Raw genomic sequence first — 26,775 nt, 5'->3', positions numbered from 1 at the left:
AAATTTAAAAAATGAGATGTAGTTTATAGTTAATATTTATTATATCATTCTAAATCACTTTATCATAACTGTTAAAATAATATCAAATTATTTTAATTATTATTATAAAAACTATAATTTTTTATAATTTGCAATCAAATATAATATTTGCTTAAAATTTTGTTTTCCTATTGACAGAAAGATGTGATGTTTGTATAATGCACTTGTAATCTGTAATACATCATACATCATATCAATAATGCTGAAAACAGATAAGGGGTGTAACTATGTCTCAAAAGGTCAAAGATCGGTTATCAGAGTTGTTCTCGCTTGAGGGCAAGGTGGTCCTGTTGACAGGTGCAGCCGGAGGAATTGGCAGCGAGCTTGCAAAAGGGCTGGCGGAAATCGGCGCGGATATGGCTTTGTGTGACCGGGACGAAAAAGGCTTGGGTGAAGTGAAAGCCCAAATTCTTGCACAAGGAAACTCCGCAGAGCTTTTTGGACTGAATCTGCTGGAGATGAATTCTATCAAACAGTGCGTGCAGGCTGTTATTGAAAAATTCGGCAGGATTGATGTTCTGATCAATTGCGCGGGAATCAATAAAAGAGATGGTAGTCTGGATGCGGATGAGGAAACCTACGACAGGATTATGGGCGTCAATTTAAAGGGCGCGTTTTTTCTGAGTCAAGAGGTTGCCAAGCATATGCTAGTCGCCAAAAACGGCAGCATTATTAATGTTGCATCGTATAATGCCGTGATGATGCTCGGCGGCTGTGGGGTATACGGCGCCTCCAAAAGCGGCGTAGCAGCAATGACGCGAGCGCAGGCCATTGAATGGGCACAGTATGGAATTCGTTCCAACGCGCTGGCGCCGGGGCATATCAGCACTCCGCTTACCGCTCCGCTGTGGAATGATCCGGAGCGCTCTTCGTTCCTTCTGCAAAGAATAGCCATGGAGCGTGCGGGTACCCCTCAGGATTTGCTTGGCATGGTCATTTTGCTGGCTTCCGACGCGTCCAGCTATATGAGCGGCCAGATGTATGTGGTGGATGGCGGCTGCCTGGCCGGCGGCAAGCCCTGGCACTATGACACCAAGTACTAACTTCCCTTGTTGCTGGCTTGTTCACCCCGCAATTGGCATATATTGACTTGTTATCTATTTGGTTGTATAATTGTATGACAACTAAATCACAATCCGTCTGAAATATCATTGCATGAAGCAATGGATCATAGGGGTGACAGTTTTGGCTTTACAGGCGATTAAAAAGACAAATATCAGTGAACAGGTGTTTAAGCAGTTAAAGCAGCAGCTGCTGGACGGAACGTGGACTCCGGGACAAAAGCTGCCTTCTGAAAACGAATTGTGTGCGGCGTTCGGTGTCAGCCGAATTACGGTGCGGCAGGCCCTTCAGAAGCTGACCGTTCTCGGGCTGCTTGAAACACGGCTGGGCGAAGGCTCTTTCGTGCGCGAATTCACGCCAGGTCATTATATGAATGAAATGATCCCGGCGATTTACCTGGGTGCTTCATCTGTGGAAGAGATCTTCGAGTTCCGTGTCATTATGGAGGTTGAAGTTGCGGGTATCGCAGCCAGAAAGGCGACGGATGCCGATATTGAGCGCCTTTCGGAAAGTCTTAAAAAGATGGCCGAAACCCGGGGTGATATTCAGACCTACACCAAAGAGGATTTCCGTTTTCATATGATTTTAGCTGAGATTTCGGGGAATTCTCTGGTCATTCATCTCATGGGCTTGCTCACGGATGTTTTGGAGGGTGCGATTCAGGACGTCACCAGAACAATCGGCGTGGACAGCGGCATGAAATATCACAACCTGATTTTAGAGGCAATTAAAATTCACAATTATGATATGGCAAAAACCGTTATGAGGGAGCATGTGGAAATTTCTCTCAAGAATTTTCAGGAGCGCAGCGCATTATCATCATGATAATGCGCAAAATTCGAAGTTATGTTGTATGACATCTATCATCATACAAAAAACAACAGCTAGGTAATATGCAATCATTCAGAAAGGAGGGGTTTTATGAGGGCTTTACGTTATCTTGGCCCCGGCGCCATGCAGGTGCAGGAGCAGCCAACCCCCAAACCCCAGGCTAACGAAGTATTACTAAAGGTGCGTGCTTGCGGCATATGCGGCAGCGATGTACACGGTTCTCTCGGGTTAACCGGCAGAAGAATTCCTCCGATGACCATGGGCCACGAGTTTTCCGCCGAGGTGGTGGAGTTGGGTAGTGCAGTTACGTCTGTTCAGGTCGGCGATGGGGTAATCGTTCAACCGATCAATTTTTGCGGTACCTGCACCAACTGCCGCCAAGGCCTGACCAATATGTGTCTGAACAAGAAGTTTTTTGGCGTTCTCACCGTTGACGGTGCTATGGCGGAATATGTTGCGGTACCGGAAAAGCTGCTGTACCCGCTTCCGCCTTCTTTGACCTACGAAGTAGGCGCTCTCACAGAGCCTTATGCGGTAGCGTATGGTTCTGTGAAAAAGGCGGGTGAACTCAAAGGACAGAATGTGATGATTGTTGGTGCGGGTACTATCGGGCTGTGCATTCTGCAAATTGTCCGTCTGCAGCAGCCAAAGAAAATCATCGTCTGCGATCTCAGCGACGCCAGACTGAAAACCGCCGAGCGTCTGGGTGCGGATGTGACGATTAATCCCGGTAGGAAAGAGTACTTACAGGCGGTTTCTGATTGCACCGATGGTGAAATGATTGATACCTCCTTTGAAGCGGTGGGTGTAGAGGCTACCGCAAACCAGTCCATCCGTGTGCTGAAAATCGGCGGAACCGCCGTTTGGGTGGGCATGTCCCAAAAGGAAATGCAGATTAATATGCAGGATGTTGTCTGCTCTGCCCGTCGCGTGATCGGTTCGTTTAACTATACGCACGAGGAATTCGGCGAAGTGGTGCAGCTGATGGGAACGGGGAAAATGGAGTCTGGCGCTCTGATTTCTCAGATCGTTCCGCTAGAGGATGGCCCTCAGGCAATTCAGCGTTTGATTCAGTGCCCGGATCAGTACATTAAAATCATTCTTGACCCCACTATGAAAGCGGATGAACCCGCCAGAGGGGGAGAAAACAGATGAAAATCGGATGCTGTGTCAATATGATTGCTACCCAGCCGGACGGTACGGGAATCGAGTTTGTGGAGCGTCTGTCCCGGTTTGGCTATGACTATGTGGAGCTTCCTTTGGCGGAGATGATGGCTTTGTCGGAGGAAGAGTTTCAGGCTCTTTCCGAGCGACTGAAAAAGAGCGGAATTCCCTGCCAAACCTGCAATAACTTTTTCCCTAAAACAGTGCGTCTGACCGGCGCGGACGTGGATCTGCCGGCCGTTCTGGATTATGCGGAGCGCGCCTTGGCCCGCGCGGAATCGCTGGGAGTGAATATTGTGGTATTCGGTAGCGGAGGCGCGAAAAATGTGCCGCAGGGCTTTCCGATGGAGGAGGGCTACCGGCAGGTGGTTACCCTGCTGCGGCAACTTTCTCCGATTGCCCAAAAGCATCACATTACCATTGTAATTGAGCCGCTGAGAAAAGCGGAATGTAATCTGATCAACACCTTTGCCGAGGGCTGCCGCCTTGCGGAGGATGTGGGCAAGGAATACGAGAATATCTGTGTTCTTGTGGATTTTTACCATCTGTCCGAAGAAAAAGAGCCGGTGGAGAACCTGTTGCGCCAAGGCGGGGAATATCTGCGTCATGTACACTTTGCATGCAGCCATGGCCGGTGCTATCCGGAGCGCATGGAGGAGGATTACTACCAACCGTTTCTTGCAGCACTCAAAGCGATTGGCTACAACGAACGTATCAGTGTGGAGGCATATACGCAGGATTTTGACCGCTGCGCTCCTCTTGCTCTTAAACTTTTAAAAAACAGCTTTTAATACCCGTAATAATGGAGGGATAACGAATGATCAACCAGGAAACGGAACTGAAAATCAAGCGCCTTGCCGCGCAAATCCGGAAAGATGTTGTTCTCATGATCGGGGATCAGGGCCATGTGGGTCATCTGGGCGGCTCCTGCTCCAGTGCAGATATTGTGGCGGTTCTTTATGGCTACCGGATGAAGCTGGACCCCGCAAATCCCAAATGGGAGGGCCGCGACCGGTTTTTATACAGCAAGGGCCATGCCTGCATTGCTCAATATGCTGCCTTAGCCGAGCTGGGTTTTTTCCCAACGGAAAAGCTGCTCACGCTCAAATCGCTGGGCTCCATGCTGCAGGGGCACCCCGATATTACGAAAACCCCCGGCATTGAGGCCAATACCGGTTCTTTGGGGCAGGGGCTTTCCATCGCGAACGGAATTGCGCTTGCGCTGCGCCTTGATCAGAAGGAAAATAAGGTTTACTGTATTATGGGCGACGGCGAAATGGCAGAGGGCCAGATTTGGGAAGCCGCCATGGCCGGCAGCAATTTTAAAATCGACAACATTGTCGGCATTGTGGATCAGAACCGGTTACAAGCCACCGGCGCCATTTCAGAGCGCTTTAATACCAATCCCCTGAAAGAAAAGTGGGAAAGCTTCGGCTGGCATGTCATTGTGATCGATGGTCACAATGTAAGTGAAATTGTGGCGGCGCTGGAAGAAGCCGACACCGTTAAGGGACAGCCTACCGTCATTTTGGCGCAGACCACCAAGGGAAAGGGTGTTTCCTTTGCGGAAAATAATGTCAGCTTCCATAACGGTTCGCTGACCAAGGAACAGTATCAGACCGCTTTGGGTGAGATTCAGGCGGTACTGGATTCGCTGCATTAAAAAACGGAACAGTGAGGTGACTGAAATGAGTAAAACACAAAGCCAGCGCGTAGCGTATGGAGAAGAATTGGTAGAACTGGGGAAGCAAAACCCCAATGTGGTCGCTCTGGAGGCGGATTTAGGAAAATCCACTATGTCCAATCTGTTCCAACAGGCATTTCCCGCGCGGTATTTTGAAATGGGGATTGCCGAGCAGAACATGCTTTCCACTGCCGCGGGTCTGGCTGTTAGCGGAAAAATCGCCTTTGCCAGTACCTTTGCCGTGTTTGCGTCCGGCCGCGCTTATGATCAGATTCGTCAGACGATCTGCATCGGCAAGCTGAACGTGAAAATTTGCGGTTCGTCCTCCGGTCTGTCCGATTTTGGGGACGGCTCGACCCACCAGGCCATTGAGGATGTGGCGATTATGAGCGCAATTCCGAATATGACGGTGCTCACCCCCTGCGATGCGGAAGAAACACGCCAGGCTGTGCGTGCCGCGGCAAGGCATCAGGGCCCCGTTTATATTCGTGTGGTGCGTAACGATGTGCCTAATTATATTCCCGAAGGGGAAATGGAAATCGGCAAGCTGCGGGTGCTGCAGGAGGGCTCCGATCTGGTTCTGTTTGCCCACGGCAGCATGGTGGATGTTGCTATGCAGGCTGCGAAGGAGCTTGAGAAACAGAAGGTCAGCGTGAAGGTCGTCAGCGTTTCTACCATGAAACCGTTTGATTTTGAAGGTGCGCTGCAGTTGGTTCAGGGTGCAAAGGCAGTCATCACGGCGGAGGAACACAACTATCTGGGCGGCCTTGCTTCTCAGATGGCGCTGGCACTGCGCGGGTCGAGCATTCCAATGGATTATGTTGCGGTGGAGGATCGGTTCGGCCAGTCGGCACACAGTGCGCAGGAGCTGATGGAATATTACGGCCTGACAAAGGAACATATCATTCAAAAGGCAGAGGTCCTGCTCAAGTGATGTTATTTTATGCTTGAACTATCTGAAACTTTTACATGGAATACGTTCATGTCAGCACATTATTTCTTTCCCCATGCTGAGGGCTGGGGAAAGAAATAAAGAATCGGAAAAAGGCACCGATATAAAATAATAGATGGAGGAATGTACTATGAAAATCGGATTTATCGGGCTTGGTATTATGGGTAAGCCGATGGTGAAGAATTTATTAAAAGCCGGGCATGAAATTCTCGCGTTTGATATTATTCAGAGCAATGTTGAGGATGTTGTTGCGGCCGGTGCGAAGGCAGCGCATTCCCCGGCGGAGGTTGCACGGGAGTGCGGCCTGATCATCACCATGCTGCCAAACTCTCCCCATGTTAAAACGGTGGTAATGGGAGAAAACGGTGTGCTTGAGGGCGCAAAAGAGGGTACGATTCTTATCGATATGAGCTCCATCGCTCCGCAGGCCTCACAGGAAATTGAAAAAGCCTGTGCGGAGAAGGGCGTAAAAATGCTCGACGCTCCGGTGTCCGGAGGTGAACCCAAGGCGGTGGATGGTTCGCTGTCGATTATGGTGGGCGGCGACAAGGAGCTGTTTGAAAGCGTAAAGCAGATCCTTTTAACAATGGGCTCCAGCGCGGTTTTCTGCGGCAAAATCGGCGCGGGCAACACCACTAAGCTGGCGAATCAGGTGATTGTGGCGGCCAATATCGCGGCACTCTCCGAAGCGCTGATGCTGGCGAAAAAATCCGGTGTAGACCCAAACCTGGTATTTGACGCCATTAAAGGCGGCCTTGCCGGCTCCACCGTAATGAACGCAAAAGCTCCCATGATGCTTTCCGGTAACTATAAGCCCGGCTTTAAGATTGATCTGCATATCAAGGATTTGAACAACGCGATTGAAACGGGCCACAATGTGGGGTCTCCTCTGCCGCTGACCATGGCGGTAATGGAAATGATGGTTAATCTGCGTGCCGATGGGTTGGGCCAGGAAGATCACAGTGCGATTTCAAAGTATTATGAGAAGCTGACCGGCGACACCATCCGCTGATACACGGCATAATCGGAGTGAATTGCAGGAAGCCGGGGCCGTAGGTTCCGGCTTCCTTAATACATCCTGCGGGAGGAAAATTCCATGAAAAAATTTTTGTTGATTCCGGATTCCTTTAAGGGTACCATGTCCTCCTCACGCGTCTGCGAAATCATGGAACAAGCGATTCGCTTTCATCTGCCGCAGGCACAGGTGGTTTCCATTCCTGTTGCGGACGGCGGTGAGGGAACGGTAGATTCGTTTTTGGCCGCAGTCGGTGGGGAGAAGCATGAACTGCAAGTAACCGGCCCCTATGGCGAACCAATTACGGGGTTCTACGGAATTCTTCCGGATGGAACCGCCGTTGTAGAAATGGCCGCCGCCGCCGGGCTTCCTCTGGTAGGGGAAAATAAACATGCGGAAAAGACCAGCACCTTCGGTGTTGGCCAGATTCTGGACCATGTTGTCAATACCGGCTGTCGCAAAATCATTCTGGGTCTCGGCGGGAGTGCCACCAACGACGGCGGGGTCGGAGCGGCGGCAGCCTTGGGCGTTCAGTTTAAAGATCAAGAGGGCAAATCCTTTCTTCCTGTGGGGGAAACGCTCTGCAAGGTTAGCTCCATTGATGCCAGCCAGATAAATCCCAGAATGAAATCGGTGGCTTTGACAGTGATGTGTGATATCGATAATCCGCTCTGCGGCCCACAGGGAGCAGCGTATGTATTTGCGCCGCAAAAGGGTGCAGACCCCGAAATGGTCGAGCGGCTGGATCAGAATCTGGCGCATCTGGCCGCGGTAATCCGCCGGGATTTAAATGTGGAGATAGAGCATCTGCCGGGTGCCGGAGCGGCTGGCGGTATGGGTGGCGGTATGGTGGCCTTTTTGAATGGCCATTTGCAGATGGGGATTGAAACCGTGCTGGATACGGTACAGTTTGATACACTGCTGCAAGACGCCCAGCTGGTATTCACCGGTGAGGGAAAGCTTGATACGCAGTCTCTGCGCGGTAAGGTTGTCAGCGGGGTTGCGCGGCGGGCAAAACGTCAGCAGGTGCCGGTCATTGCGGTGGTAGGCGACATCGGCGACCAGATTGAGCCGGTTTATGAGCAGGGGGTCAGCGCGGTCGTCAGCATTAACCGCGTAGCGGTTCCATTTTCGCAGGCAAAGCTGCGTTCCGAAAGCGATCTGGAGCTGACCATGGACAGCATCCTTCGTCTTTTAATGGGCAATTGGCTTTCCAGCTGATAAAATCCATACACATTCCGTGGAGTGCGCTGTTTTTTAAATGGTGCCATCAAAGTGGGTATTGCAAGAAAAAGAGCCTTCAGTCGTAGGATGAAACTTCGATTGAAGGCTTTTATATGTTCAGAATAAGGGAATTTTTACCAAAATAATGCGGGTTCTGCGGCTTTGTTGCCGAAATCAAGATTCCGGCTTTCGCCTTTTGTCGCGGTTTTTCACGCTTTTCTTAGAAAGCCGCGTGATTTGTGTTGACTTCCTGCATCAAGCCAATATATAATATTAAACAATCTGTTGTTATCAGACTCTTCTGAAGGGGGTGCGCGATGTGAGTTCACTGTTTCATCAATTGCTGCGGAGAAATTTTCGGTTTGGGCGAATGCTGCGCTCCCGGGTACGCTGCCTGCGGGAGTGTTTTTGCTGCACCTTGGAGCCTTTTGGGGCTGTTATGCCTGTTTGTCGCAGCAAATAATACCGTATCGTATCGTGCCCGGGAGTCGTGATAACCCCCGGGCACTTTTATTTTTTCCGTACAAATATTTATCATGTTGATCCATCCGTTAGGTGGAAGAGGAGCATACCAATGAAATTAAATGAGATTATTTCAGAAAATCGGCCTACTCTCTCTTTTGAGATTTTCCCGCCCAAGAATAGCGGGCCTTATGAGAGCATTCAGCCTGCCATCGCCAAAATCGCAGAGTTGGTCCCAAGCTATATGAGCGTGACCTATGGTGCCGGCGGAGGGACGAGTTCCGGTACCGTCTCTATCGCAGTCGATATACAGAAGGCATATCACGTGCCGGTTCTGGCGCATTTAAGCTGTATTAATTCCACCCGGGAGGGCGTGCATACTCAGCTTGATGCCTTGCGGGAAGCCGGAATCGAAAATGTTCTTGCACTGCGGGGAGACCTGGCCCCGGAAACTAAAACGCAGAAGAACTGGCATTATCATTACGCCAGTGAGCTGGTGCGCGAAATTCGGGAATACGGCGGCTTCTGTGTGGGTGGTGCCTGTTATCCGGAGGGACATACGGAGTCTTCCACGCAGATGGAGGACATCGCGCATCTGAAAGAAAAAGTGGATGCGGGCTGTGATTTTCTGACAACCCAGATGTTTTTTGACAATAATATTTACTATAATTATGTCTATAAGCTTCGCGAAGCGGGCATTCAGATCCCTGTGGTAGCGGGCATTATGCCGGTGACCAATCTCAATCAAATCCGCCGGATCATGGCGCTTTCCGGAACGGTGCTGCCTCAGCGCTTCCGCTATATTCTGGACCGTTTTGGAGAAAACTCCGCAGCCATGAAGCAGGCGGGCATTGCCTACGCCACCGAGCAAATCATCGATTTGTTTGCAAACGGTGTTCCCGCGGTTCATGTTTACTCAATGAATAATCCCTCAGTTGCCCAAAAAATTCAGGAAAACCTTTCGGAGATCCTGAAATGAGTGAACAGGTTCAGAGGGTGGAAATCCCGACGGAGCAGCTGCAAATTCCCAGAGCATCCGTTTTTCGGTATATGGGGCTGCGGGGGACGGAGCCAGATGGCGCACTTGCCGGTTTAACAGAAACCTGCCTTTTCAATTTTAGCAGAACGGTACGCTATCGCGCATGTTATCTGGTGCTGCCTGTTTGTCAGGCTGAAAGCGGCGTGGATTTTGGCGCGTTTTTTGCCCCAAGCAAGAATTTAGCTAAAAACCTTGCGGGCTGCGATCGGGCCATCCTATTTGCAGCCACCACCGGGATGGAGGCAGAAATCCAGCGAAAGCGGGCCGCTGTTATTTCTCCCGCACAGGCCTTGGTGCTCGACGCCATCGGAACGGCGGCCATAGAGTGTTTTTGCGATGCGTTGTGCGACCGCTGGCGTAAGGAGTTTACAGGCAGTTTTTTACGGCCGCGGTTCAGCCCTGGATACGGAGATCTTCCTCTTGCTCTGCAAAAGCCCCTTTTGGAGTGTTTGGACAGCAGCCGCACGGCCGGCATTAACCTGACTGATGCGCTTTTGATGATTCCTCAAAAATCCGTTTCTGCCATTGTGGGGATCGGTCGGGAAGGCTGTACTGCCCAATTTCATGATTGTACACTATGTAATAAGTCGGATTGCGAGTTCCGGCTGTAGGAGAGCTTATGAATGTTTTAGAATGTGTTCGGCAAGGATTGTTTTATCTGGATGGAGGAACCGGCTCCAATCTGCAGGCGCAGGGTCTCATGCCCGGCGAACTGCCGGAAATGTGGAATCTGAACCGCCCAGAGGAGATCATTGCCCTTCACCGCGCTTATTATGAAGCGGGAAGCCACGCCGTGTGTACTAACACCTTCGGTGCTAACGGACTCAAGTTTAACGGCGTTGACACCCCCTCGGTCAAAGAGATCATACAAGCTGCGGTTACCTGCGCCAAAACGGCCAGAGATACCGCCCGGGGCGGGCAGAATAACCGCTTTGTGGCGTTGGATATTGGTCCGCTGGGTCATCTGCTGGCCCCCTTGGGGGACATTTCATTTGAGCGGGCTGTGGAGCTTTTTGCCGAGCAGGTTCGCGTCGGCACAGAGGCCGGTGCAGACTTTATCCTGATCGAAACTATGAATGACAGCTATGAAACAAAAGCGGCGTTGCTTGCGGCAAAAGAAAACTGTTCTCTGCCGGTCTTTGTCAGCAATGTATATGATGAAAGCGGAAAGCTGATGACCGGAGCCACTCCGGAGGCCATGGTGGCCATGCTGGAGGGGCTTGGCGCAGATGCAATAGGGATTAACTGCTCTCTTGGGCCGGAGCGGATGTTGGAGCTGATGCCACGCTTTTTATCCAGCGCGTCGGTTCCTGTTTTGGTGAAACCAAATGCCGGGCTGCCAAGAGCGGAGGACGGACGCACGGTTTACAGTGTAGGGCCGGAGGAATTCGCCGGCACCATGAAAGAGATCGTTTCTGCCGGGGCCAGGATTGTGGGCGGATGCTGCGGAACCACCCCGGATTATATCAAAGCACTTGTATCGCAGACAAAAGAGGTGGCCCCTGTGCCGGTAACGCCGAAGCACCACTCCGTAATCACCTCCTATTCCCGCGCGGTGGAATTCGGCGGAGCACCGGTGCTGATTGGCGAGCGAATTAATCCCACCGGCAAAAAACGTTTCAAAGAGGCGCTCCGCAGCCATGACATCGGCTACATTCTGCGGGAAGGGATTGCGCAGGAGGAATTGGGTGTTCATGTTCTGGATGTCAATGTGGGCTTGCCAGAGATCGATGAACCGTCTATGCTTACCGACTGTGTTCGGGAGCTTCAGGGCGTGTCCGGCTTGCCCCTGCAGCTCGATACCTCCAGTCCGGTTGCCATGGAGCGAGCCATGCGGATTTATAACGGAAAGCCCATGATCAACTCGGTCAACGGCAGCCCGGAAAGCATGGAAGCCGTGTTCCCGCTGGTGCGCAAATACGGTGGTCTGGTGGTTTGTCTGACACTGGACGAGCATGGGATTCCCGAAACCGCCGAAGGCCGGCTTGCCATTGCGGAGCGGATTGCCCGCTGCGCGGCGGAGTACGGAATAGGCGTACACGATTTGATTTTTGATCCGCTCGCCATGACGGTCTCATCGGATCAAACGGCGGCGCAGGTTACGCTGAAAACGATTCCAATGATACGGGAACGGCTGGGGGCGGGCTGCTCACTGGGCGTATCGAATATTTCATTCGGCCTGCCGAACCGCGATTTTGTGACCTCCGCTTTCTTTACAATGGCCCTCACCTGTGGACTGACTGCGGCAATTATGAATCCTTATTCCGCCGAAATGCGCAAGTCATATTATAGCTACCTGGCTTTGGCTGGGCTTGACCCCAACTGCCAGGAGTATATTCGCTTTGCACAAAACGTGACGGTGGAAACCAGCAGCCCCGCTGCGGCAGCCGCGCCGGCTCCAGGAACAGAAAAGCGCGAGGGCCTTCAGGGTGCCATTATGCACGGCCTGAGCGAGGAGTCCTCCCGTCTGGCACGGGAAGCGCTGCAAACAGTGGAGCCGCTGGCTCTGATCAACGAACAGATTGTTCCGGCGCTTGATATTGTGGGACAAGGCTTTGAAAATAAAACCGTCTTTCTTCCTCAACTGCTCATGAGCGCCGAAGCAGCCAAAGCTGCGTTTGAAGAGGCACGCCGCAAAATGCCTACTACGGATGAAGTTGGCCCGGCTGTAATTCTTGCCACCGTTAAGGGTGACATTCACGACATTGGCAAGAACATTGTAAAGGCTCTAATGGAAAACTATGGCTACCATGTGATTGATCTGGGGCGCGATGTGCCGCCGGAAACCATTGTGGATGCCGCCATTCGGAATGATGTGAAGCTGGTGGGGCTCAGCGCACTGATGACCACCACTGTTCCGTCCATGGCAGAAACTATTGCGCAGCTCCGCCGGAAAAAGCCGGATTGCCGGGTTGTAGTGGGCGGAGCGGTTCTCACGCAAGAGTACGCTGATCAGATTGGAGCGGATCAGTATGCCAGGAACGCCATGGAGTCGGTGCGCTATGCAGCGCAGGTTTTTCAGTCGGAGAAGGGTACCAATGAAGCAACCGTAAAAAGCGGGTATGCGGATTAAGAAGGGGGATGGCAGCGTGAATGAAGATCAAAAGGGAAGTCGGCGCAGCACGTCAACCGCGATTATTATTTTTGTGGTGGCTGCAATCGTTCTTTCCGGAATGTGGTGGTTCTTTTCACCCCGTGGTACGACGGGGAACAAGGACATCACGATTACCTTGACCAATCAGCAGGGCTCAAGCCGAGACTACAAGGTTTCTACCGATGCCGAATATCTAAAGGAAGCTGCGGAGTCCGTTTTGACTTTAGGGGGAAAAGACTCGAAGCAAGGCTTTGCTGTCTATTCCATTAACGGCGAAACGGCGGATTTTGAAAAAACCAAAGCATACTGGGCCATTTATGTGAACGGGGCATATGGCAAGTACAGTGTGGATAAACAGCCTGTTACGGATGGGGATACCTATGCGTTTGTTTACGAAAGCTACTGATCGACCGGAAGGTCGTGTTACAATCAGGGAACTCACCGAGCTGGCCGTCTGCACCGCAGTGATTTTTGTGCTGCAGGTAACGTTGGCAATTCTTCCGAATATTGAAACCACAACGCTGCTGATTATGCTCTACACCCGCTGGTTTCGCCGAAAGACACTCTGGATCATTTATGTATTTGCTGTTCTGGAGGGTGTTTATTATGGGTTTCAGATTTGGTGGGTGATGTATCTGTATGTGTGGACTATTCTCTGGCTGGCGGTGCTGCTGTTGGAGAGAAAGCCGCGTTCGGTGTACTTTTGGGCGGCTGTGGGCAGCATTTACGGTCTGATGTTTGGCTTTCTCTGCTCCTTTCCTTATCTGGTGGTGGGCGGAGTCTACGCGGCAGTGTCCTGGTGGATAGCCGGGATTCCCTTCGACCTTATCCATGGGTTTGGCAATTTTATTTTGATTTTGGTATTATACAAACCTCTGAATGACATGTATCAGCGGATTCGGAACCGTACATCTTCCTGAAAAAATGAAAAAGGATCTCCGGAAATTACCGGAGGTCCTTTTTGCATAGAAGCGTGTAACAGTTTGAAAATCAAAACAAGGGTACGGCTCTAGCATCTAGCACCCTGTGGAAATTAATTTTCAGCAGTTGCCATTGATCAGCCGATTTTATTCCGCCTGCCCCAGCATATTAGAAAAATGATTTTGCTAGCGCATAGCCGCCTACATATCCGATGATGCCGAGGAGCAGGGAGCTGGAAATATAAAGAAAAGCATTTCGTTCTTTTTTATCAAATAATTGGTAGCCTTCATACAGAAAGGTGGAGAAGGTAGTGTATGCGCCCAGAAAACCGTCTCCCAGCAGAACATAAGCCTGTGCGGAGAGCTCGGAGCCCGTCAACACGCCAAGCAGAAACGCGCCGGTTATATTGATGAGATAGGTTCCGAGCGGAAAGGCAGTGTTAGCTTTGCGCACAATGAACCGCCCCAATTCGAATCTGCATAGCCCGCCCAAAACTCCACCAATCGCAACAAGAGCAATATCCAACTAGTCCACCTCATTTTCGTTGTAATTGCATGTAGATTCTGAGCGGCTTCCTTTGTTTTGCCACTTGGTTCCCAGTGCCCGGGCGGCTGTAATTCCTAAATAAACAGCACCAAGTCCGAGCGCAGCACTTACGATCAGGTAAGAAATCGCGGAGATATATTCCCCCTGAAACAGCAGAACGGAAGCCTCCTTGCACATGGTGGAAAAGGTGGTATACGCTCCCATCAGGCCGGTAGTCAGGCCAAGACGAAGATCGGGATCAAACGACCAGATTTCAAGGCCGATGGTTAGGATAAAGGCAATCAGAAAAGCGCCTGTGATGTTGATAAACAGTGTATTGAGCGGAAGAGCTTCATGGTAGCCGGGAATTTTAATCCTTTCGACCAGGTATCTGGCAATTGCGCCGATCATAGATCCGCAGGAAAGGAAAATGTATTTTTTCATTGATTTGTTCCTTTATAAAAGACTTTTGCATCAATTAGTCGCGTTTTCTGCAGTCAGCCCTATGCGTCACGCAGACGGTGTGGCATAGGATTTGTAATTTTTTTCAAGCCAGTGCATTTTGGTTTGTACCCTCCTTTTACAAAACAAAAAAGCCAATGCTTCTGCAATAAGCAGAAGTCATCAGCTAAAAAAGCGGTTTCGGTAACACCGTGGGAGAACTTCATTCCCAAAATGATTATAACATACTGAAAAATCGTTTTCAATAGAGAACCCCAAAAGTTTTCCCGTTCCTGAACTGGCAATGCAAGATTGTGCATGGGGGAATTAAGAGCCTTAGGGTTCGGCCGTGAGATCACCAATAAAGCCGTGCAGGCTTTTTAAAAGAGGGCCAAGTTTTTCGGGTTCAAGGCCGGCGGAGCAGATCATCTTCTCCGGAATGGCGGCGGCGTCGGCTTTTAAGGTGCGCCCGGCTTCTGTCAGCCGAATGCGGACGCTTCGATCATCGTCGTTGCTGCGAATTCGTTCAATATAAGAAAGCAACTCCAGCTTTTTGAGCAGCGGTGTCAAGGTACCAGAATCAAGCGTTAAGCGCTTTCCTAACTCCTTAACGGAAATATCGTCCTTCTCCCACAGTGCCATCATGGTAATGTAACCGGTATAGGTCAAATGGAGCGGTTCCAAAAGCGGTTTATATCTGCGTATAATCTCTTTTGAACTGACATAAAGGGCAAAGCAAAGCTGATTCTCCAGTTTTAATACCTCTTCGGCCGGGAGAGCAGATGTTTTATCATGATCCTCGTTTTTCATGGAGTTCACCTCTCTGATCTATGAGTACAATTAAATAGTATCAAATTTATTTAGAAAGGTCAAGAAAAAGACTTGACGTTCCTAAATTAATTGTTTAAAATTAAATAGTAAACAATTAATAGAAAGGGGTTCATTCAATATGAGCATTTATAATTTTAACATGCTGAACATCAAAAAACAGCCGGTGCCGCTTTCTCAATATAAAGATAAGGTGCTGCTGATCGTGAACACCGCAACCGGGTGCGGCTTTACCCCACAATATGAGGGGTTGGAAAATTTATATCAGAAGTATCGTGAACGCGGGTTAGAAATTCTCGATTTCCCGTGTAATCAGTTTGGGCATCAGGCGCCGGGCAGCGAAGAGGAAATTCATAGCTTCTGCCAGATGACCTATCATGTTACCTTTCCGCAGTTCGCAAAAATTGAGGTCAACGGCCCGCAGGAAGCTCCGCTGTATACGTATTTAAAATCCCAGCAGAAGGGTGTTCTGGGTTCGAATATTAAATGGAATTTCACAAAGTTTCTGGTAGACAGAAGCGGCAGCGTGATTGCGCGCTACGCGCCGTCGGACAAACCGGAAAATCTCGAAGCCGATATTCTCGCCCTGCTCTGAACCTGATTTTGCATCAGTGTTTGGGTGTGTGCTGAAATACGATTACTGCTGTAACTAAAATAATAAAGGGCACAGATCGGTTTTTATAAACCGGCCTGTGCCCTTTGCTTATTTTGATGCTAAAATGATTCCCTTTGCAGCACAATGGCTATAAAATTAAGGTGTTTTCCTCCGCCAGCTTCCCATGTTTTGCGGTCTCCTCGCGCGTACTCATTGTCGCAGCGAAGCCAGTCGGCCCATACTTCTTCGTTGCTTTCCATTTCATAAATCGAAAGCAGATTGGCTCCCTTGGTTCGGCCTACCCGCTCCCTCCAATAGGCAAGGTCATGAATCGTGTCAAGCTGTTCCGGCGTCCATGAGAGCAGCAATTCCTTCGGAAGCTGATCATGGCAATCCCGTTTCATACCGGGGATGGCAATATACACATAGCCGCCCGGCTTTACAAATGGGAGCAGGTGCTTTTCCAGGTATTCCGGGTCTCGCCCAAAGTAGTGATAGGAGTCTATGCTGACAACGGCATCAAAGAATTCTTCCGCAAAGGGGAGGTTGCTGGCATCCGCTTTCAGCGGGATAATCTGCTGTGCCGTAAGCCCCATTTGGTCAAAGAAACGCTTGTTATCGGTTGGGTTGCTCCATAAATCCGCCGCGAATACACGGAATCCATATTCCTTTACCAGAAATACAGAGGTAAGTCCTTGCCCACTGCCCAGATCCATTACCAAATCGCCTGGTTTCAGCTGATGCTGCAACAGCAGCTCTTCAAGAAGCTTAATGGGGTTTGGCCCCATAATTTTTTCGCGGACAAGCCGGGGGTCGTACCGGCTGCTTTTTCTGTATTCCATTTAGAACCCTCCCGTTCGTTTGTCGTTTTGTCGAACAAATTTTCGCATGCTTTTCATTCCGCCGACCGGTTCAAAGATGGCATTGAGCTTCTGGGTTTCTATCTGCCGGGAAGAAAGCCCGTCGTACCCCGCTTCGCGCTTCAGCTTTCGGTAGTTTTCCAGCCGCCGAGGGGTAAGTTCGCCGGTTTTCAGCGCCTCTAGAACCGCGCAGCCGGGTTCGGTGGTGTGGGTGCAGTCCCGAAAGCGGCAGTGCTCCGCCAGAGCATCTATTTCCGCAAAGGATTTGGAAAGATCTACGGATTCCACTCCCAGCTCACGCAGGCCGGGCGTGTCGATGACGATGCCGCCCTGCGGCAGGAGGATCATTTCCCTGCGGGTGGTCGTGTGGCGGCCCTTGTCATCCCGGCGGGTCTGCGATGTTGCCAGCAGATTTTCCCCTGCAAGGCAGTTGATCAGCGTGGACTTTCCCACGCCGGAGGAGCCGATGAAAGCCGCCGTACTGCCCGGACGCAGATAGGGCAGGAGCTTTTCAAAAGAGCTCGGATCGCTGCGGGAAGTCACGGCCACATCGGTTCCCGGTGCTGCCGCCAAGATTTCGGACAGAACGCCGGGCAGATTTTCGCAAAGGTCGGCCTTTGTCAGCACCACTACGGGGGAGGCCCCGCTGTTCCAGGCAACGGAAAGATAGCGTTCCAGGCGGCTGAGATTGTAGTCGTTGTTCAAAGACATACAAATAAAAATGGTGTCAATGTTGGCGGCCACAATCTGGGCTTGGTGTTCGTTGGATACCACGGTTCGTTCGAACACACTTTTTCGTGGCAGTATTCTGTGAATTACGGCGGTTCCGGCATTGCCTTCCGTGCGGTCTGCCATCACGAAATCGCCCACCGCGGGGAAATGTGACGGACTGGCTGCCTCATACCGGAATTTGCCGGAGACTTCGGCTAGGCACTCTCCGCTTTCCGTCGCGATTTTGTATCGGCCTTTATATTGAGAAACTACTCTGGAAAGAAAAAGATTGGGGGAAAGAGCGGCTTGTGCCAAAATAGCTTCGTCTGCTCCATAACGGATCATAGGATTCAATTTGTTCCACCTCTTCATATCATCATTTTCAGTGATTGGCGATTCAGCGGGGCGGAACACAAATTGCGCAAAAAAAGGGCATAGCTGCTACACTATGCCCCAACAGTTTTGAATGTGCCTGTTAGACATAGTTCTGTAGAAACGTGATCGCACAGCAAACAAAGCGACTAGCCGTCGCTTGTTTTCCCTCATGCAATTTGTGTTCCTTACAGAACAATCTCCAAAAAGACACCTCATTCCATATTTTCTTTAATTTAGCACAACAGAAGTAAGATTGTCAAGTGAATTTCTTTACCTCAAAATGGGGAACCCTTGTTTCTTTTGGTTTGTCTTTCTCCGCAGAGCGTTCGGCGGCTCATTCCAGTTGGGGCTTTCTGTCTCGGTTCGCAGGTTGCTTGTATCAGCTCATTCTTCCAGTGTGAGCCCATATCCATCAATCACACCGCGCAGCTCCTCCACATAGGAAAGAGCCTGCTTGCTCAGCTGAATCTGGCGGTTTGAAATCCATCCTACCTGAATCTGGTCGTCCACGATCAGCGGAACCGAGGTAATGTTGTCGCCGTTCAGATCGGCGCTTACAATTCCGGTGGAAATGGTGTAGCCGTCCAGCCCGATCATCAGGTTAAAAATCGTCGCGCGGTCGCTGACGTGAATGCTTTTTTTGTGAAAAACAGTGCTTAGGATTTCCTCCGAAAAATAGAAGGAATTGTAGTCGCCTTGTTCATACGAAAGGTAGGGGTATTCCTCCAAATCCTCCAGCGTAACAGATTCGCGCCCCGCTAACGGGTTGCTGGCGCTGATAAAAATGTGCGGCTTGGCCGTGAACAGCGGGTGAAACTCCAGGTGATTTTCCTTGAGCAGCTTGTCGATCACCTTCTGGTTAAACGGGTTGCGGTACAAAATGCCGATTTCACTGCGCAGCGTTTTTACATCCTCAATAATTTCATAGGTTCGGGTTTCCCGCAGTGTAAATTCATACTCGTCGGCCCCGCTTTTCTGGATCATGTTAACGAACGCGTTGACAGCAAAGGCATAGTGCTGGGTAGAAATCGAGCACAGCTGGCGCGAGGGCTTTTTGTTCAGGTACCGCTGCTCCAGCAGGCCGGCCTGCTCGGTCACCTGCCGCGCGTAGCCAAGAAATTCCGCGCCGTCAGAGGTGAGCGTAATTCCCTTGGGGGTGCGCAGAAACAGCTCGATCCCCATTTCAGATTCCAGCTCCTTTACGGCGCTGGAAAGGCTCGGCTGGGTAATATACAGCTTTTTTGCCGCTTCATTAATGGAACCGCAATTTACAATCTCAATAATATATTTCAGCTGCTGCAACGTCATGATCAATTCCTCCGAACCGGATTATTTTCCGTACATTCCTCAAGCTGTTTGTTTTACAGGAGTTTGCTGCTTTGCCCATCTGATACCACGGGCGCGTACGCCGCCGCGGTTTATTCTATAATAATTGACGCATCCTGAGCGCGTATTGTTTATAGTTGGCGAAACATTGCCGTTTGCCGCTATGCTACCACAAGAGCAGCACGCCGTTGTAGTATGTTTTTTATTCTCGGTAATACTATTTGAGGCTATTATTATACTCTATGGTAGGGCAGAGGGCAACGCCGGATTCGGGATTCGGGTAAAAAATCCCCTCGGGCAGCAAAAGCCGCCGAGGGGAACGAATGGCTTTGGGTGATTACTGCTTCTGCATGCTCTGCGCAATGTTGCGCGCTACCACCACGCCGGTTACGGAAGCCTGCATCAGGCCGCGGGTGATGCCTGCGCCGTCGCCGATGGCATACAAGTTTTCCACAGACGTTTCAAATGTGGCTTTAACCTTTACCTTGGAGGAGTAAAACTTGACCTCCACGCCGTACAGCAAAGTGTTTTTGGAGTACAGACCGGGTGCGATTTTATCAAATGCGCGCAGGCCTTCGACCACGCTGGTCAGGTGACGATGCGGCAGTACGAACGACAGATCCCCGGGTACCGCGTTTTTTAGGGTAGGAACCGTGGTTGAGCGCTTCAGGCGGGAAACGTCGGTGCGGCGGCCCATGAGAAGATCGCCCAGGCGCTGTACCATAATGCCGCCTCCGGTCAGCATGTTGCCAAGCTGGGCAATATAGCGGCCATATTCAATGGGCTGGTGGAACGGCTCGGTAAAGTTGGTTGATACCAGAAGCGCAAAGTTGGTGTTGTCTGTCCGGCGGCCCTCGTCCGCGTAGCTGTGACCGTTTACCACCGCGATTCCGTTACCGCCGACGCCGCCCTCGTAATGCTCTTCGCTGACAATTCCGCCCGGATTCATGCAGAAGGTGCGCACCTTGCTCTCAAAGGTATCGGAATAGTACACGAGCTTTGCTTCGTACAGATGGGTGGTTAAAGCGTCCATCACCGCGTTCGGCACCTCAACACGTACGCCGATATCTACCGCGTTGTTTGTGGTGGAGATTCCGTTTTCCGCCGCAACGCGGGTCAACCACTCCGCACCACCGCGGCCGGGAGCCAGAACAATGTACGGCGCCGTGAGGCACTTGCGCTCGCCCTGCTTGTTCACCGTCCACACGCCGGTGGCCTTGCCGTTTTCGTTCTGAATCGTTTCAGCGGTCGTGTATTCCAGGAACGTAAAATCCTCTTTCGCGTTCAGGTAATCGTACATGCGGCTGAGTACCTCGTAGGAATACTCGGTTCCCATATGGCGTACGGGACAGGGAACCAGCTGAATATTATGTTTTTTCGCGTCATATGCAATCTTTTCCGCGAATTTATTGCTTTTGCCATATACCGTTTCTGGTGCGCCAAAATTCAGGTAGACTTCATCCGCGTAATGAATTAGGTTCTGCACCTCCTCGCGCGGCAGGTAATCGGTCACATTCCCGCCCACTTCGTAAGAAAGCGAGAGCTTGCCGTCGGAGAAGGCTCCGGCCCCGGCCCAGCCGTTCATAATATGGCAGGGGTTACAGTGGGCGCAGATTCCCTTTGTTCTGGCGGGACAGGCCCGGCGCGCAATTGTGCTGCCGCTGTCAATCATCAGGATTTTCGCCTGCGGAGCGGTCTTTTCCAGCTCCAATGCCGCGAAAATGCCCGCGGGGCCGGCCCCTACAATAATTACGTCATACTCAAACATGAATTGACCTCCTGAAATATAAATTGGCACAGCAAAACATACCCGCAGGAAGACTCCGGCAGGTTTTACTAGGCGCCCAAGGTGTTCTGTACTGGGTTTACAGATAAAATACGATGGAAAGAACAGAGCCGGCGATCAGTACTGCACAGATCAGCGCAACGATTCGCACCCAAAGAGCCTGGCTACTTGCACTTGCCTTTTTTTGCTTCAACTGCGGCATACGTTCTCCCTCCATTCATAACCTTTTATATTATACCTAAAAAAATCAGGATATATGTTACCGAGCTGTAAACAAACGATAAGGAATCGCGATTTTTATTACAGGGCTGGTATGCTTGACAAGCGATTCTATTTGCAATAGAATGGATTTTGTTAACATGGCACGTGAAGAACAGGAGAAGGATATGGCACGAAACGAGGATAATCGCAGCGGCCGCGGCGGCAGTCGCAGACCGGGCGGAGAGATAGACCGCTATAATTATGTAGACCGAGACATCTACAGCAACAGCGACCGTGATCGTTACAGTTCCGCCGGTTCGGCGAGAAAATCATCCCCAAAGCGTCGCCCTCCCAAGAAGAAAAAGGGTAAAAAAGTGGCGGTTATAGTATTGGCCGTGGTTTTTCTTCTGTGCGCCGGCGTTGTAGTGTACGCGTCTTCCCTGCTGTCGCAGATCAACCGCGACAATACAGACGCCAACAGCTACATTCAGCAGCCCTCAGACGCGCCGCAGTGGGATGTGATGTCTAACAAGCAGGTGACGAACATTCTGCTGCTTGGTACCGACCGTGAGAAGGACGGCCTGCGGCGTTCTGACACCATGATGCTGGTTTCAATCGATAATAAAAATAAAAAAATAAAGTTAACCTCCTTTTTGCGCGATTTGTATGTGGAAATTCCTGATATCGGCAAAAACAAGCTTAACGCGTCTTACAGCAATGGCGGCGGTGTACTGACGATGCAGACGATTGAAAATAACTTCCGCGTCAATATTGATAAATACGTTTCGATCGATGTCGACAGCTTTGCTGAGGCCATCGACAAAATGGGTGGCATCGAGGTCAATATCAGTCAGGCCGAGGCCGACGAGATGAACCGGGTGAAGGATGCACAGATGAGTGCAGGTACAAATCATATGCGCGGCACGCTGGCGCTGTATTATTCGCGCATCCGGATTATAGACAGTGACTTTAACCGCACGAGCCGTCAGCGTAAGGTGATCGGGTGTATGGTGGACAAGCTCAAAACGAAGAACCCGATCGAGCTTTCGTCGCTGCTGCATGATTATATGGATGATGTAACGACGAATCTTTCGGATATGGAAATGCTCAGTCTGGTCGCGTCCGCTTCCGGGCTGATGAATTACCCGATCGAAACCATGCACATGCCTGAAAGCGGGATGTATGAGAATGAACGGATTTCCGGCATCGGCGATGTGCTGAATCCTGATCTGGAAGCAAATGGCAAGGCGCTGCGCGAATTTATTTACGGTACAGATGCTCAATAACAAAAAGTTCAAAATCCCGTTCCGCCAGAAGCGGAACGGGATTTTTGAATGGCAGGGATCAAACTGAACTGCGGCGGGAAATGACTCCCGCCGCAGTTGTTTATTCTGCGCTTGTTAAGTCCTTTACAACCTCTCCCGCTAAAATCAGCCCGGCCACGGAAGGGACGAACGAAATGCTGCCCGGTACCTGCCGGCGGATCGTGCATTTACGTTTGGTGTCTGGCGGGCAGATGCAGTGGTGCTTGCAGCTGTTCGCGTCGTCGTCGATGGGAGTCAGGGGCGGTTCCTTTGAATACACCACCTTCAGAGAATCAATCCCGCGCTTTCTCAGCTCGTTGCGCATGACGCGGGCAAGCGGGCAGACAGAGGTTTTGTAAATGTCTGCAACCTCAAATCGGGTGGGGTCGAGCTTGTTGCCGGCTCCCATGCAGCTGATGATCGGAACCCCTGCCGCTTTGGCTCGCTCGATCAGTACCAGCTTCGAAGAAATCGTATCGATGGCGTCTACCAGGTAGTCGTATTCACTCAGGTCAAACTGTTCGGCGTTGTCCGTTCCGTAAAACACCTCATGAAGCGCTACCTGCGCCTTGGGGTTGATGTCGAGAATGCGCTCACCCATCACCTCAACCTTTTTTTTACCGACTGTCTTTCTGGTCGCGATGATCTGGCGGTTGATGTTGGTCAGACAGATTCGGTCGTCGTCAAATATCGCAAAGCTGCCAATTCCGGAGCGCGCCAGAGCTTCCGCGGTAAAGCCGCCCACTCCGCCGATTCCGAAAATGGCCACCTTGGCCTGGTGCAGGCGCTGCATGGCCTGCTCTCCTAACAGAAGCTGTGTTCTTGAAAATTCGTTGAGCATTCCTGGTTCCCTTTCTTAATAGCCGTTCAATTTCACGGCATGGTCTGTGTGAACTACTGTTGCCCCAAAAATTACCGTTGAGCGGCGGCAGGGGAGTATGGTACCATCATTACAACTGCCTTTCAAAGAGGAGGAGCTGCAGCCGGGCTTCTCTCCATCCCATCGCTTGGTTTTGGCTGGCGGGGAAACACCCTTAACGGGCGGCTTGGTACACCAGCGACGCAATCGTCAGCTGGAGCAGAATGATCAGGGGCAGGCCCAGCATAAAGCGTTTGTGCTGTGTTTTGTGGTGGATGATGTGCATCGTGACCAGCATGGCCGGAGAACCGCCGAGAATCGCCAGGGTGAACAGGTTCTTTTCGGGAACGCGCCGCCCGTGCGTGCGTGCCTGTTTTTTGTCGTACACCGTAACCGCGGCGGCAATCACATTGATGACGCCCAAATACAGGACGATTCCGACCGGATGCGAGAAAATCAGATGAAACATATGCGGGCTCACTTTCTTGTCCGATTTTTTCCTCAAATGGAAGCGGACAGGTCTTTTTTGGCTGTTAGCGCATTATAAATATAGGGAACGGCAAAGGGACAGGTTATGGTCAGGTTCCTGAACAAACCGATTGATTTCTTTCTCCACGTAAGCCGGAAAGGAAATTGCCGTTTTCACATACAGTTACTGTTAAAACGAATTGACTTTTCAAAAGGAGGATTGTGAAAATGAAACGCGAGCATCTTTGGCAGGGCTACGGGGCTAGCGTAGCGGCGGTGGTTCTGCTGATTGCTTCGGTTCTTCTGAGCATGGCAGTGCAGGGCGGGCCTCCCGGGCAAAATCAGCCGAGCCCGGAGTTATCGTCCGCTGTGCCTTCTGAGGTGAAATCGGATCCCAGCTCCAGCGCCGCTCCGGCCGGCGCGGTTCCGGAGGATGAAATGCGGGCCGTGTGGGTTCCCTATATGAGCCTGGCGATGAACACCCAGACCGATCAAAGCCAGGCAGCCTTTCAAAAAAAGTTTGACGCGATTGTGGCAAACGCCAAGAGCAAGGGGATGAATACCTTGATTGTTCATGTGCGTCCGTTCGGCGACGCGCTGTATCAGTCGGACTATTTCCCATGGTCGCATATCCTCACGGGCGTGCAGGGGGTCAACCCCGGGTACGATCCGCTCAAATACATGGCGCAGGCTGCGCACAAGGCAGGACTGAAAATCCACGCATGGGTCAACCCGCTGCGCATTCGGACAAACAATACGCCCACAGTGCTCGCGCAGAGCAATCCTTATAACAAATGGCAGATTCAGAAGCTTTCAGGGCGCACGGTGACGCTCGATAACGGCATCTATTATAATCCCGCGTACCCCGAGGTGCTCAAGCTCATCACCGACGGTGTGGCCGAAATCGTAAAGAAATACGATGTGGACGGCGTGCAGTTCGACGATTATTTTTACCCCACGGAAAGCAGCATTTTCGATACCGGTTCCTACGGCGCTTATCTGGCCGAGGCCAAGAAGAACGGCACGGCCATGGATTTGTTCGAGTGGCGGCGTGCCAACGTCAATAAGATGGTGTCGATGGTGTACCGCGAGATTAAGAGCATCAAACCGAACGTGTTGTTCGGCATTTCCCCGCAGGGGAATGTTCAGAATGATCTTCGCATGGGTGCGGATGTGGTTTCATGGGCCTCCACAGCCGGGTATGTCGATTACATATGCCCACAGCTGTACGTGAACTTCGAAAATCCAATCCTTCCGTTCGACGATGGCGCCAAGCAGTGGCGGCAGATGGTCACGGCCAAGGGGGTGAAGCTCTATTACGGCCTGGCGGTATACAAAGCCGGCTCCGACGCGGATGAGGGCACCTGGAAAAAATCCAGTGATATTCTGCAAAAGCAGGTGGAGTTAGGTCGGCAAATCGGCGGCAGCGGCTTTATGTTTTACGCCTACGATCAGCTGAATGCAGAGCAGAGCCGCGAAGAGGTGCAGAACGTGATTCAGCTGCTTAACTGACGCAGAAGATGCCGAAAGCCAAGTTCAACCACTGAATGATCGATGATTATGAGTGGGCAAGAAGCTCTCCGGCACAGCCGTTCGGGCCGGCGGAAACGATGTGTACCGGCAGAATCTGCCCGTGCAGCGATTCGGTGGAAGGCACCGTTACGGGGGTGTAATTTTCGGTGTAGCCCTCGTAAATGCCGGGAGCGCATTCGCGTTCAAACAGTACACAGGCGGTTTGTCCAACCTGTTTCTGGAAGAAATTCAGCATTGTGTGCAGAGTTGTTCCGATCATTGCCTTGCTGCGGCACTCCTTGGTTTCCTTCGTCAGCTGGTTCGGCGCGGAATAGGCCACGGTGCCGGGTCTGCGGGAATAAGCGAATACATGCACCTTGGCAAAGCCAATTTCTTCTGCAAATGCGAGGGATTCGGCGAATTCCTGCTCCGTTTCACCGGCAAAGCCGACCATGAGGTCGGTTGTGATGGCCGCGTTCGGGAATGCAAGCCGCAGGTTCTGAACGATCTCGCGGTATTCCTCGGTGTTATAATGGCGGTTCATGCGCCGCAGAGTCGCGTCGCAGCCGCTTTGCAGGGAGAGATGAAACTGCGGACACAGCTTTTTCTGAGCCGCCAGCCGCTGAATGACTGGCAGACTGAGCTGCTCCGGCTCCAAAGAGCCAAGGCGTACCCGCTGGATGCCCGGCACGCGGCACGCGGCTTCCACCGCGTCACACAGATGCAGGCCGAGCTCCTGCCCGTAGGCAGAGAGGTTGATTCCGGTCAGAACCACCTCGCGAAAGCCCTTTTCACCCAAAAGTGTTAGCTCCTGCTCCAGATCCTCCAGTGGCTTTGAGCGAACTCGCCCTCTGGCATACGGAATGATGCAGTAGGAACAGAACCGGTTGCATCCGTCCTGAATTTTAATAAACGCGCGGGTGCGTTCCTGAAAATCCTCAATCTGCATTGGCTCAAACGAATCCTTGCGCTCATGGGGAACGATATCGATGATCCTTTGGTGCGTCGACAGATATGTCAGAATATCCGGCAGCAGGGCGCTGCGGTTCGAGTTGCCGAGAATGATGTCTGCGTCTGTGAGGGCTTCGGCCTCTTCTGGGAAGGCCTGAGGCATACACCCGGTCAGTACGATCACCGCATCGGGGTTTTTCCGGCGGGCACGGTGCAGCGTCTGGCGCACCTTATGGTCGCTGGTCGCTGTCACAGTACAGGAATTGATCAGCACAACGTCCGCCGATTCCCCCATGGAGGGGGAAAATCCGGCGTGCAGCAGCTGCTGAAGCATCGCCTGCGATTCATACTGATTCACCTTACAGCCCAGTGTAATCACATGTACTTTCATGGAATAATCCTTTCGGTTTTCATCGGTTTGCTGCTTTTTCTTGCCGTCGGCAGGGGGAAAGAAGCAAAAGCTCATCTGCCGTTTTTTGAAATAGAATTTTCAATAAAAAATTTAAAACAATAAAAAAGTAAAAATTAGTGGAAATAACTGGATTT

General features: G+C 51.3%; 27 protein-coding genes and 1 riboswitch. Of the genes, 16 read left to right on the top strand and 11 right to left on the bottom strand.

The features are described from left to right. The first annotated feature begins 266 nt into the window (after positions 1-266). The 13 genes from QOS46_RS05745 (at position 267) to QOS46_RS05685 (ending at position 13,486) form a co-directional block, all read left to right on the top strand. Positions 267-1,082: an SDR family NAD(P)-dependent oxidoreductase gene (locus tag QOS46_RS05745; protein ID WP_283607996.1), complete on the top strand. Its 816-nt coding sequence runs from the start codon at positions 267-269 to the stop codon at positions 1,080-1,082. A gap of 142 nt (positions 1,083-1,224) precedes the next feature. After that, the gene (locus tag QOS46_RS05740; RefSeq protein WP_283607994.1) at positions 1,225-1,926 is read left to right on the top strand and encodes a FadR/GntR family transcriptional regulator; all 702 of its coding nucleotides are present in this window, start codon (positions 1,225-1,227) and stop codon (positions 1,924-1,926) included. Positions 1,927-2,022: 96 nt separating this feature from the next. Continuing rightward, positions 2,023-3,087 (top strand): zinc-dependent alcohol dehydrogenase, encoded by a 1,065-nt coding sequence (locus tag QOS46_RS05735; protein WP_283607992.1) that lies wholly within the window; start codon positions 2,023-2,025, stop codon positions 3,085-3,087. Then, positions 3,084-3,887 (top strand): sugar phosphate isomerase/epimerase family protein, encoded by an 804-nt coding sequence (locus QOS46_RS05730; RefSeq protein ID WP_283607990.1) that lies wholly within the window; start codon positions 3,084-3,086, stop codon positions 3,885-3,887. The genes QOS46_RS05735 and QOS46_RS05730 overlap by 4 nt, the downstream gene beginning before the upstream one ends. 26 nt (positions 3,888-3,913) lie before the next feature. Next, positions 3,914-4,759 carry a transketolase gene (locus QOS46_RS05725; RefSeq protein ID WP_283607988.1) on the top strand — a complete coding sequence of 282 codons (846 nt, stop codon included), beginning with the start codon at positions 3,914-3,916 and terminating at the stop codon, positions 4,757-4,759. A 25-nt stretch (positions 4,760-4,784) separates the two neighbouring features. Further along, positions 4,785-5,714, top strand: coding sequence for a transketolase family protein (locus tag QOS46_RS05720; protein WP_283607987.1), 930 nt, complete (start codon positions 4,785-4,787; stop codon positions 5,712-5,714). 148 nt (positions 5,715-5,862) lie between these two features. Next, complete coding sequence (gene garR / locus QOS46_RS05715; RefSeq protein ID WP_326521340.1) at positions 5,863-6,744, top strand: 2-hydroxy-3-oxopropionate reductase; 882 nt, start codon at positions 5,863-5,865, stop codon at positions 6,742-6,744. Positions 6,745-6,828: 84 nt separating this feature from the next. Further along, entirely contained in the window at positions 6,829-7,968 is a 1,140-nt protein-coding gene (locus QOS46_RS05710; protein ID WP_283607983.1) for a glycerate kinase family protein, read from the top strand. Positions 7,969-8,545: 577 nt separating this feature from the next. Further along, positions 8,546-9,412, top strand: a complete 867-nt coding sequence (metF, locus tag QOS46_RS05705) for a methylenetetrahydrofolate reductase [NAD(P)H] (protein WP_283607981.1) — start codon at positions 8,546-8,548, stop codon at positions 9,410-9,412. Then, the gene (locus tag QOS46_RS05700) at positions 9,409-10,083 is read left to right on the top strand and encodes a vitamin B12 dependent-methionine synthase activation domain-containing protein (protein ID WP_283607978.1); all 675 of its coding nucleotides are present in this window, start codon (positions 9,409-9,411) and stop codon (positions 10,081-10,083) included. Before metF ends, QOS46_RS05700 begins: the two co-directional genes overlap by 4 nt. 8 nt (positions 10,084-10,091) lie before the next feature. Further along, positions 10,092-12,545 (top strand): homocysteine S-methyltransferase family protein, encoded by a 2,454-nt coding sequence (locus QOS46_RS05695; protein ID WP_283607976.1) that lies wholly within the window; start codon positions 10,092-10,094, stop codon positions 12,543-12,545. A 16-nt stretch (positions 12,546-12,561) separates the two neighbouring features. Beyond that, a complete protein-coding gene (locus QOS46_RS05690) occupies positions 12,562-12,972 on the top strand; it encodes a DUF4430 domain-containing protein (RefSeq protein ID WP_283607974.1) in 411 nt (136 codons plus the stop codon). After that, complete coding sequence (locus tag QOS46_RS05685; RefSeq protein ID WP_283607972.1) at positions 12,947-13,486, top strand: hypothetical protein; 540 nt, start codon at positions 12,947-12,949, stop codon at positions 13,484-13,486. Before QOS46_RS05690 ends, QOS46_RS05685 begins: the two co-directional genes overlap by 26 nt. A 169-nt stretch (positions 13,487-13,655) precedes the next feature. On the opposite strand, the gene crcB is transcribed toward QOS46_RS05685, so the two are convergent. The 3 genes from crcB to QOS46_RS05670 form a co-directional block, all read right to left on the bottom strand. Then, the gene (gene crcB / locus QOS46_RS05680; protein WP_283607970.1) at positions 13,656-14,012 is read right to left on the bottom strand and encodes a fluoride efflux transporter CrcB; all 357 of its coding nucleotides are present in this window, start codon (positions 14,010-14,012) and stop codon (positions 13,656-13,658) included. After that, entirely contained in the window at positions 14,013-14,456 is a 444-nt protein-coding gene (locus QOS46_RS05675) for a fluoride efflux transporter FluC (RefSeq protein WP_283607967.1), read from the bottom strand. 164 nt (positions 14,457-14,620) lie between these two features. Further along, positions 14,621-14,693: riboswitch (Fluoride riboswitch) on the bottom strand. Between the two features lie 96 nt (positions 14,694-14,789). After that, on the bottom strand, positions 14,790-15,263 hold the full coding sequence (locus tag QOS46_RS05670; RefSeq protein WP_283607965.1) for a MarR family winged helix-turn-helix transcriptional regulator: 474 nt from the start codon (positions 15,261-15,263) through the stop codon (positions 14,790-14,792). A gap of 139 nt (positions 15,264-15,402) precedes the next feature. On the opposite strand from QOS46_RS05670, the gene QOS46_RS05665 reads away from it, so the two are divergent. Further along, the gene (locus QOS46_RS05665; protein ID WP_283607964.1) at positions 15,403-15,876 is read left to right on the top strand and encodes a glutathione peroxidase; all 474 of its coding nucleotides are present in this window, start codon (positions 15,403-15,405) and stop codon (positions 15,874-15,876) included. Positions 15,877-15,995: 119 nt separating this feature from the next. Here the strand turns inward: QOS46_RS05665 and QOS46_RS05660 are convergent, their stop codons facing one another. The 5 genes from QOS46_RS05660 to QOS46_RS05640 form a co-directional block, all read right to left on the bottom strand. Further along, positions 15,996-16,718, bottom strand: a complete 723-nt coding sequence (locus QOS46_RS05660; protein WP_283607962.1) for an SAM-dependent methyltransferase — start codon at positions 16,716-16,718, stop codon at positions 15,996-15,998. Beyond that, positions 16,719-17,792: a ribosome small subunit-dependent GTPase A gene (gene rsgA / locus QOS46_RS05655; protein ID WP_283610784.1), complete on the bottom strand. Its 1,074-nt coding sequence runs from the start codon at positions 17,790-17,792 to the stop codon at positions 16,719-16,721. It lies immediately after the preceding gene. Positions 17,793-18,206: 414 nt separating this feature from the next. Continuing rightward, on the bottom strand, positions 18,207-19,130 hold the full coding sequence (locus QOS46_RS05650; RefSeq protein WP_283607960.1) for a LysR family transcriptional regulator: 924 nt from the start codon (positions 19,128-19,130) through the stop codon (positions 18,207-18,209). 355 nt (positions 19,131-19,485) lie between these two features. Continuing rightward, the gene (locus QOS46_RS05645) at positions 19,486-20,916 is read right to left on the bottom strand and encodes an NAD(P)/FAD-dependent oxidoreductase (protein WP_283607958.1); all 1,431 of its coding nucleotides are present in this window, start codon (positions 20,914-20,916) and stop codon (positions 19,486-19,488) included. Positions 20,917-21,013: 97 nt separating this feature from the next. Then, the gene (locus tag QOS46_RS05640) at positions 21,014-21,136 is read right to left on the bottom strand and encodes a hypothetical protein (protein ID WP_283607956.1); all 123 of its coding nucleotides are present in this window, start codon (positions 21,134-21,136) and stop codon (positions 21,014-21,016) included. Between the two features lie 157 nt (positions 21,137-21,293). Here QOS46_RS05640 and QOS46_RS05635 point away from each other — a divergent pair, with 157 nt between their 5' ends. Continuing rightward, complete coding sequence (locus QOS46_RS05635; RefSeq protein WP_283607954.1) at positions 21,294-22,421, top strand: LCP family protein; 1,128 nt, start codon at positions 21,294-21,296, stop codon at positions 22,419-22,421. Between the two features lie 100 nt (positions 22,422-22,521). Here the strand turns inward: QOS46_RS05635 and QOS46_RS05630 are convergent, their stop codons facing one another. Together QOS46_RS05630 and QOS46_RS05625 are read right to left on the bottom strand one after the other, a co-directional pair. Then, positions 22,522-23,280 (bottom strand): tRNA threonylcarbamoyladenosine dehydratase, encoded by a 759-nt coding sequence (locus QOS46_RS05630; RefSeq protein ID WP_283607952.1) that lies wholly within the window; start codon positions 23,278-23,280, stop codon positions 22,522-22,524. A gap of 193 nt (positions 23,281-23,473) precedes the next feature. Then, the gene (locus tag QOS46_RS05625; RefSeq protein WP_283607950.1) at positions 23,474-23,767 is read right to left on the bottom strand and encodes a DUF1294 domain-containing protein; all 294 of its coding nucleotides are present in this window, start codon (positions 23,765-23,767) and stop codon (positions 23,474-23,476) included. Positions 23,768-23,994: 227 nt separating this feature from the next. On the opposite strand from QOS46_RS05625, the gene QOS46_RS05620 reads away from it, so the two are divergent. After that, positions 23,995-25,278 (top strand): glycoside hydrolase family 10 protein, encoded by a 1,284-nt coding sequence (locus tag QOS46_RS05620; protein WP_283607948.1) that lies wholly within the window; start codon positions 23,995-23,997, stop codon positions 25,276-25,278. Positions 25,279-25,324: 46 nt separating this feature from the next. On the opposite strand, the gene mtaB is transcribed toward QOS46_RS05620, so the two are convergent. Then, positions 25,325-26,620, bottom strand: a complete 1,296-nt coding sequence (mtaB, locus tag QOS46_RS05615; protein WP_283607946.1) for a tRNA (N(6)-L-threonylcarbamoyladenosine(37)-C(2))-methylthiotransferase MtaB — start codon at positions 26,618-26,620, stop codon at positions 25,325-25,327. Positions 26,621-26,775: the final 155 nt, after the last annotated feature.

This window comes from Faecalispora anaeroviscerum, from assembly GCF_947568225.1.
Lineage (GTDB): Bacteria > Bacillota > Clostridia > Oscillospirales > Acutalibacteraceae > Faecalispora > Faecalispora anaeroviscerum.
The sequence above is the reverse complement of the archived record's forward strand: the minus strand, read 5'-3'. Positions and strand labels throughout refer to the sequence as shown.

Bases quoted from the DNA above. Each gene is read 5' to 3' on its own strand.
- QOS46_RS05635 (WP_283607954.1), top strand. From the start codon at position 21,294: ATGGCACGTGAAGAACAGGAGAAGGATATGGCACGAAACGAGGATAAT.
- QOS46_RS05670 (WP_283607965.1), bottom strand. From the start codon at position 15,263: ATGAAAAACGAGGATCATGATAAAACATCTGCTCTCCCGGCCGAAGAG.
- QOS46_RS05730 (WP_283607990.1), top strand. From the start codon at position 3,084: ATGAAAATCGGATGCTGTGTCAATATGATTGCTACCCAGCCGGACGGT.
- QOS46_RS05620 (WP_283607948.1), top strand. From the start codon at position 23,995: ATGAAACGCGAGCATCTTTGGCAGGGCTACGGGGCTAGCGTAGCGGCG.
- QOS46_RS05675 (WP_283607967.1), bottom strand. From the start codon at position 14,456: ATGAAAAAATACATTTTCCTTTCCTGCGGATCTATGATCGGCGCAATT.
- QOS46_RS05745 (WP_283607996.1), top strand. From the start codon at position 267: ATGTCTCAAAAGGTCAAAGATCGGTTATCAGAGTTGTTCTCGCTTGAG.
- QOS46_RS05625 (WP_283607950.1), bottom strand. From the start codon at position 23,767: ATGTTTCATCTGATTTTCTCGCATCCGGTCGGAATCGTCCTGTATTTG.
- QOS46_RS05685 (WP_283607972.1), top strand. From the start codon at position 12,947: ATGCGTTTGTTTACGAAAGCTACTGATCGACCGGAAGGTCGTGTTACA.
- QOS46_RS05720 (WP_283607987.1), top strand. From the start codon at position 4,785: ATGAGTAAAACACAAAGCCAGCGCGTAGCGTATGGAGAAGAATTGGTA.
- QOS46_RS05645 (WP_283607958.1), bottom strand. From the start codon at position 20,916: ATGTTTGAGTATGACGTAATTATTGTAGGGGCCGGCCCCGCGGGCATT.
- rsgA (WP_283610784.1), bottom strand. From the start codon at position 17,792: ATGATCCGTTATGGAGCAGACGAAGCTATTTTGGCACAAGCCGCTCTT.
- QOS46_RS05710 (WP_283607983.1), top strand. From the start codon at position 6,829: ATGAAAAAATTTTTGTTGATTCCGGATTCCTTTAAGGGTACCATGTCC.
- garR (WP_326521340.1), top strand. From the start codon at position 5,863: ATGAAAATCGGATTTATCGGGCTTGGTATTATGGGTAAGCCGATGGTG.
- QOS46_RS05665 (WP_283607964.1), top strand. From the start codon at position 15,403: ATGAGCATTTATAATTTTAACATGCTGAACATCAAAAAACAGCCGGTG.
- QOS46_RS05735 (WP_283607992.1), top strand. From the start codon at position 2,023: ATGAGGGCTTTACGTTATCTTGGCCCCGGCGCCATGCAGGTGCAGGAG.
- QOS46_RS05630 (WP_283607952.1), bottom strand. From the start codon at position 23,280: ATGCTCAACGAATTTTCAAGAACACAGCTTCTGTTAGGAGAGCAGGCC.
- QOS46_RS05700 (WP_283607978.1), top strand. From the start codon at position 9,409: ATGAGTGAACAGGTTCAGAGGGTGGAAATCCCGACGGAGCAGCTGCAA.
- QOS46_RS05660 (WP_283607962.1), bottom strand. From the start codon at position 16,718: ATGGAATACAGAAAAAGCAGCCGGTACGACCCCCGGCTTGTCCGCGAA.
- mtaB (WP_283607946.1), bottom strand. From the start codon at position 26,620: ATGAAAGTACATGTGATTACACTGGGCTGTAAGGTGAATCAGTATGAA.
- metF (WP_283607981.1), top strand. From the start codon at position 8,546: ATGAAATTAAATGAGATTATTTCAGAAAATCGGCCTACTCTCTCTTTT.
- QOS46_RS05725 (WP_283607988.1), top strand. From the start codon at position 3,914: ATGATCAACCAGGAAACGGAACTGAAAATCAAGCGCCTTGCCGCGCAA.
- QOS46_RS05695 (WP_283607976.1), top strand. From the start codon at position 10,092: ATGAATGTTTTAGAATGTGTTCGGCAAGGATTGTTTTATCTGGATGGA.
- QOS46_RS05640 (WP_283607956.1), bottom strand. From the start codon at position 21,136: ATGCCGCAGTTGAAGCAAAAAAAGGCAAGTGCAAGTAGCCAGGCTCTT.
- QOS46_RS05650 (WP_283607960.1), bottom strand. From the start codon at position 19,130: ATGACGTTGCAGCAGCTGAAATATATTATTGAGATTGTAAATTGCGGT.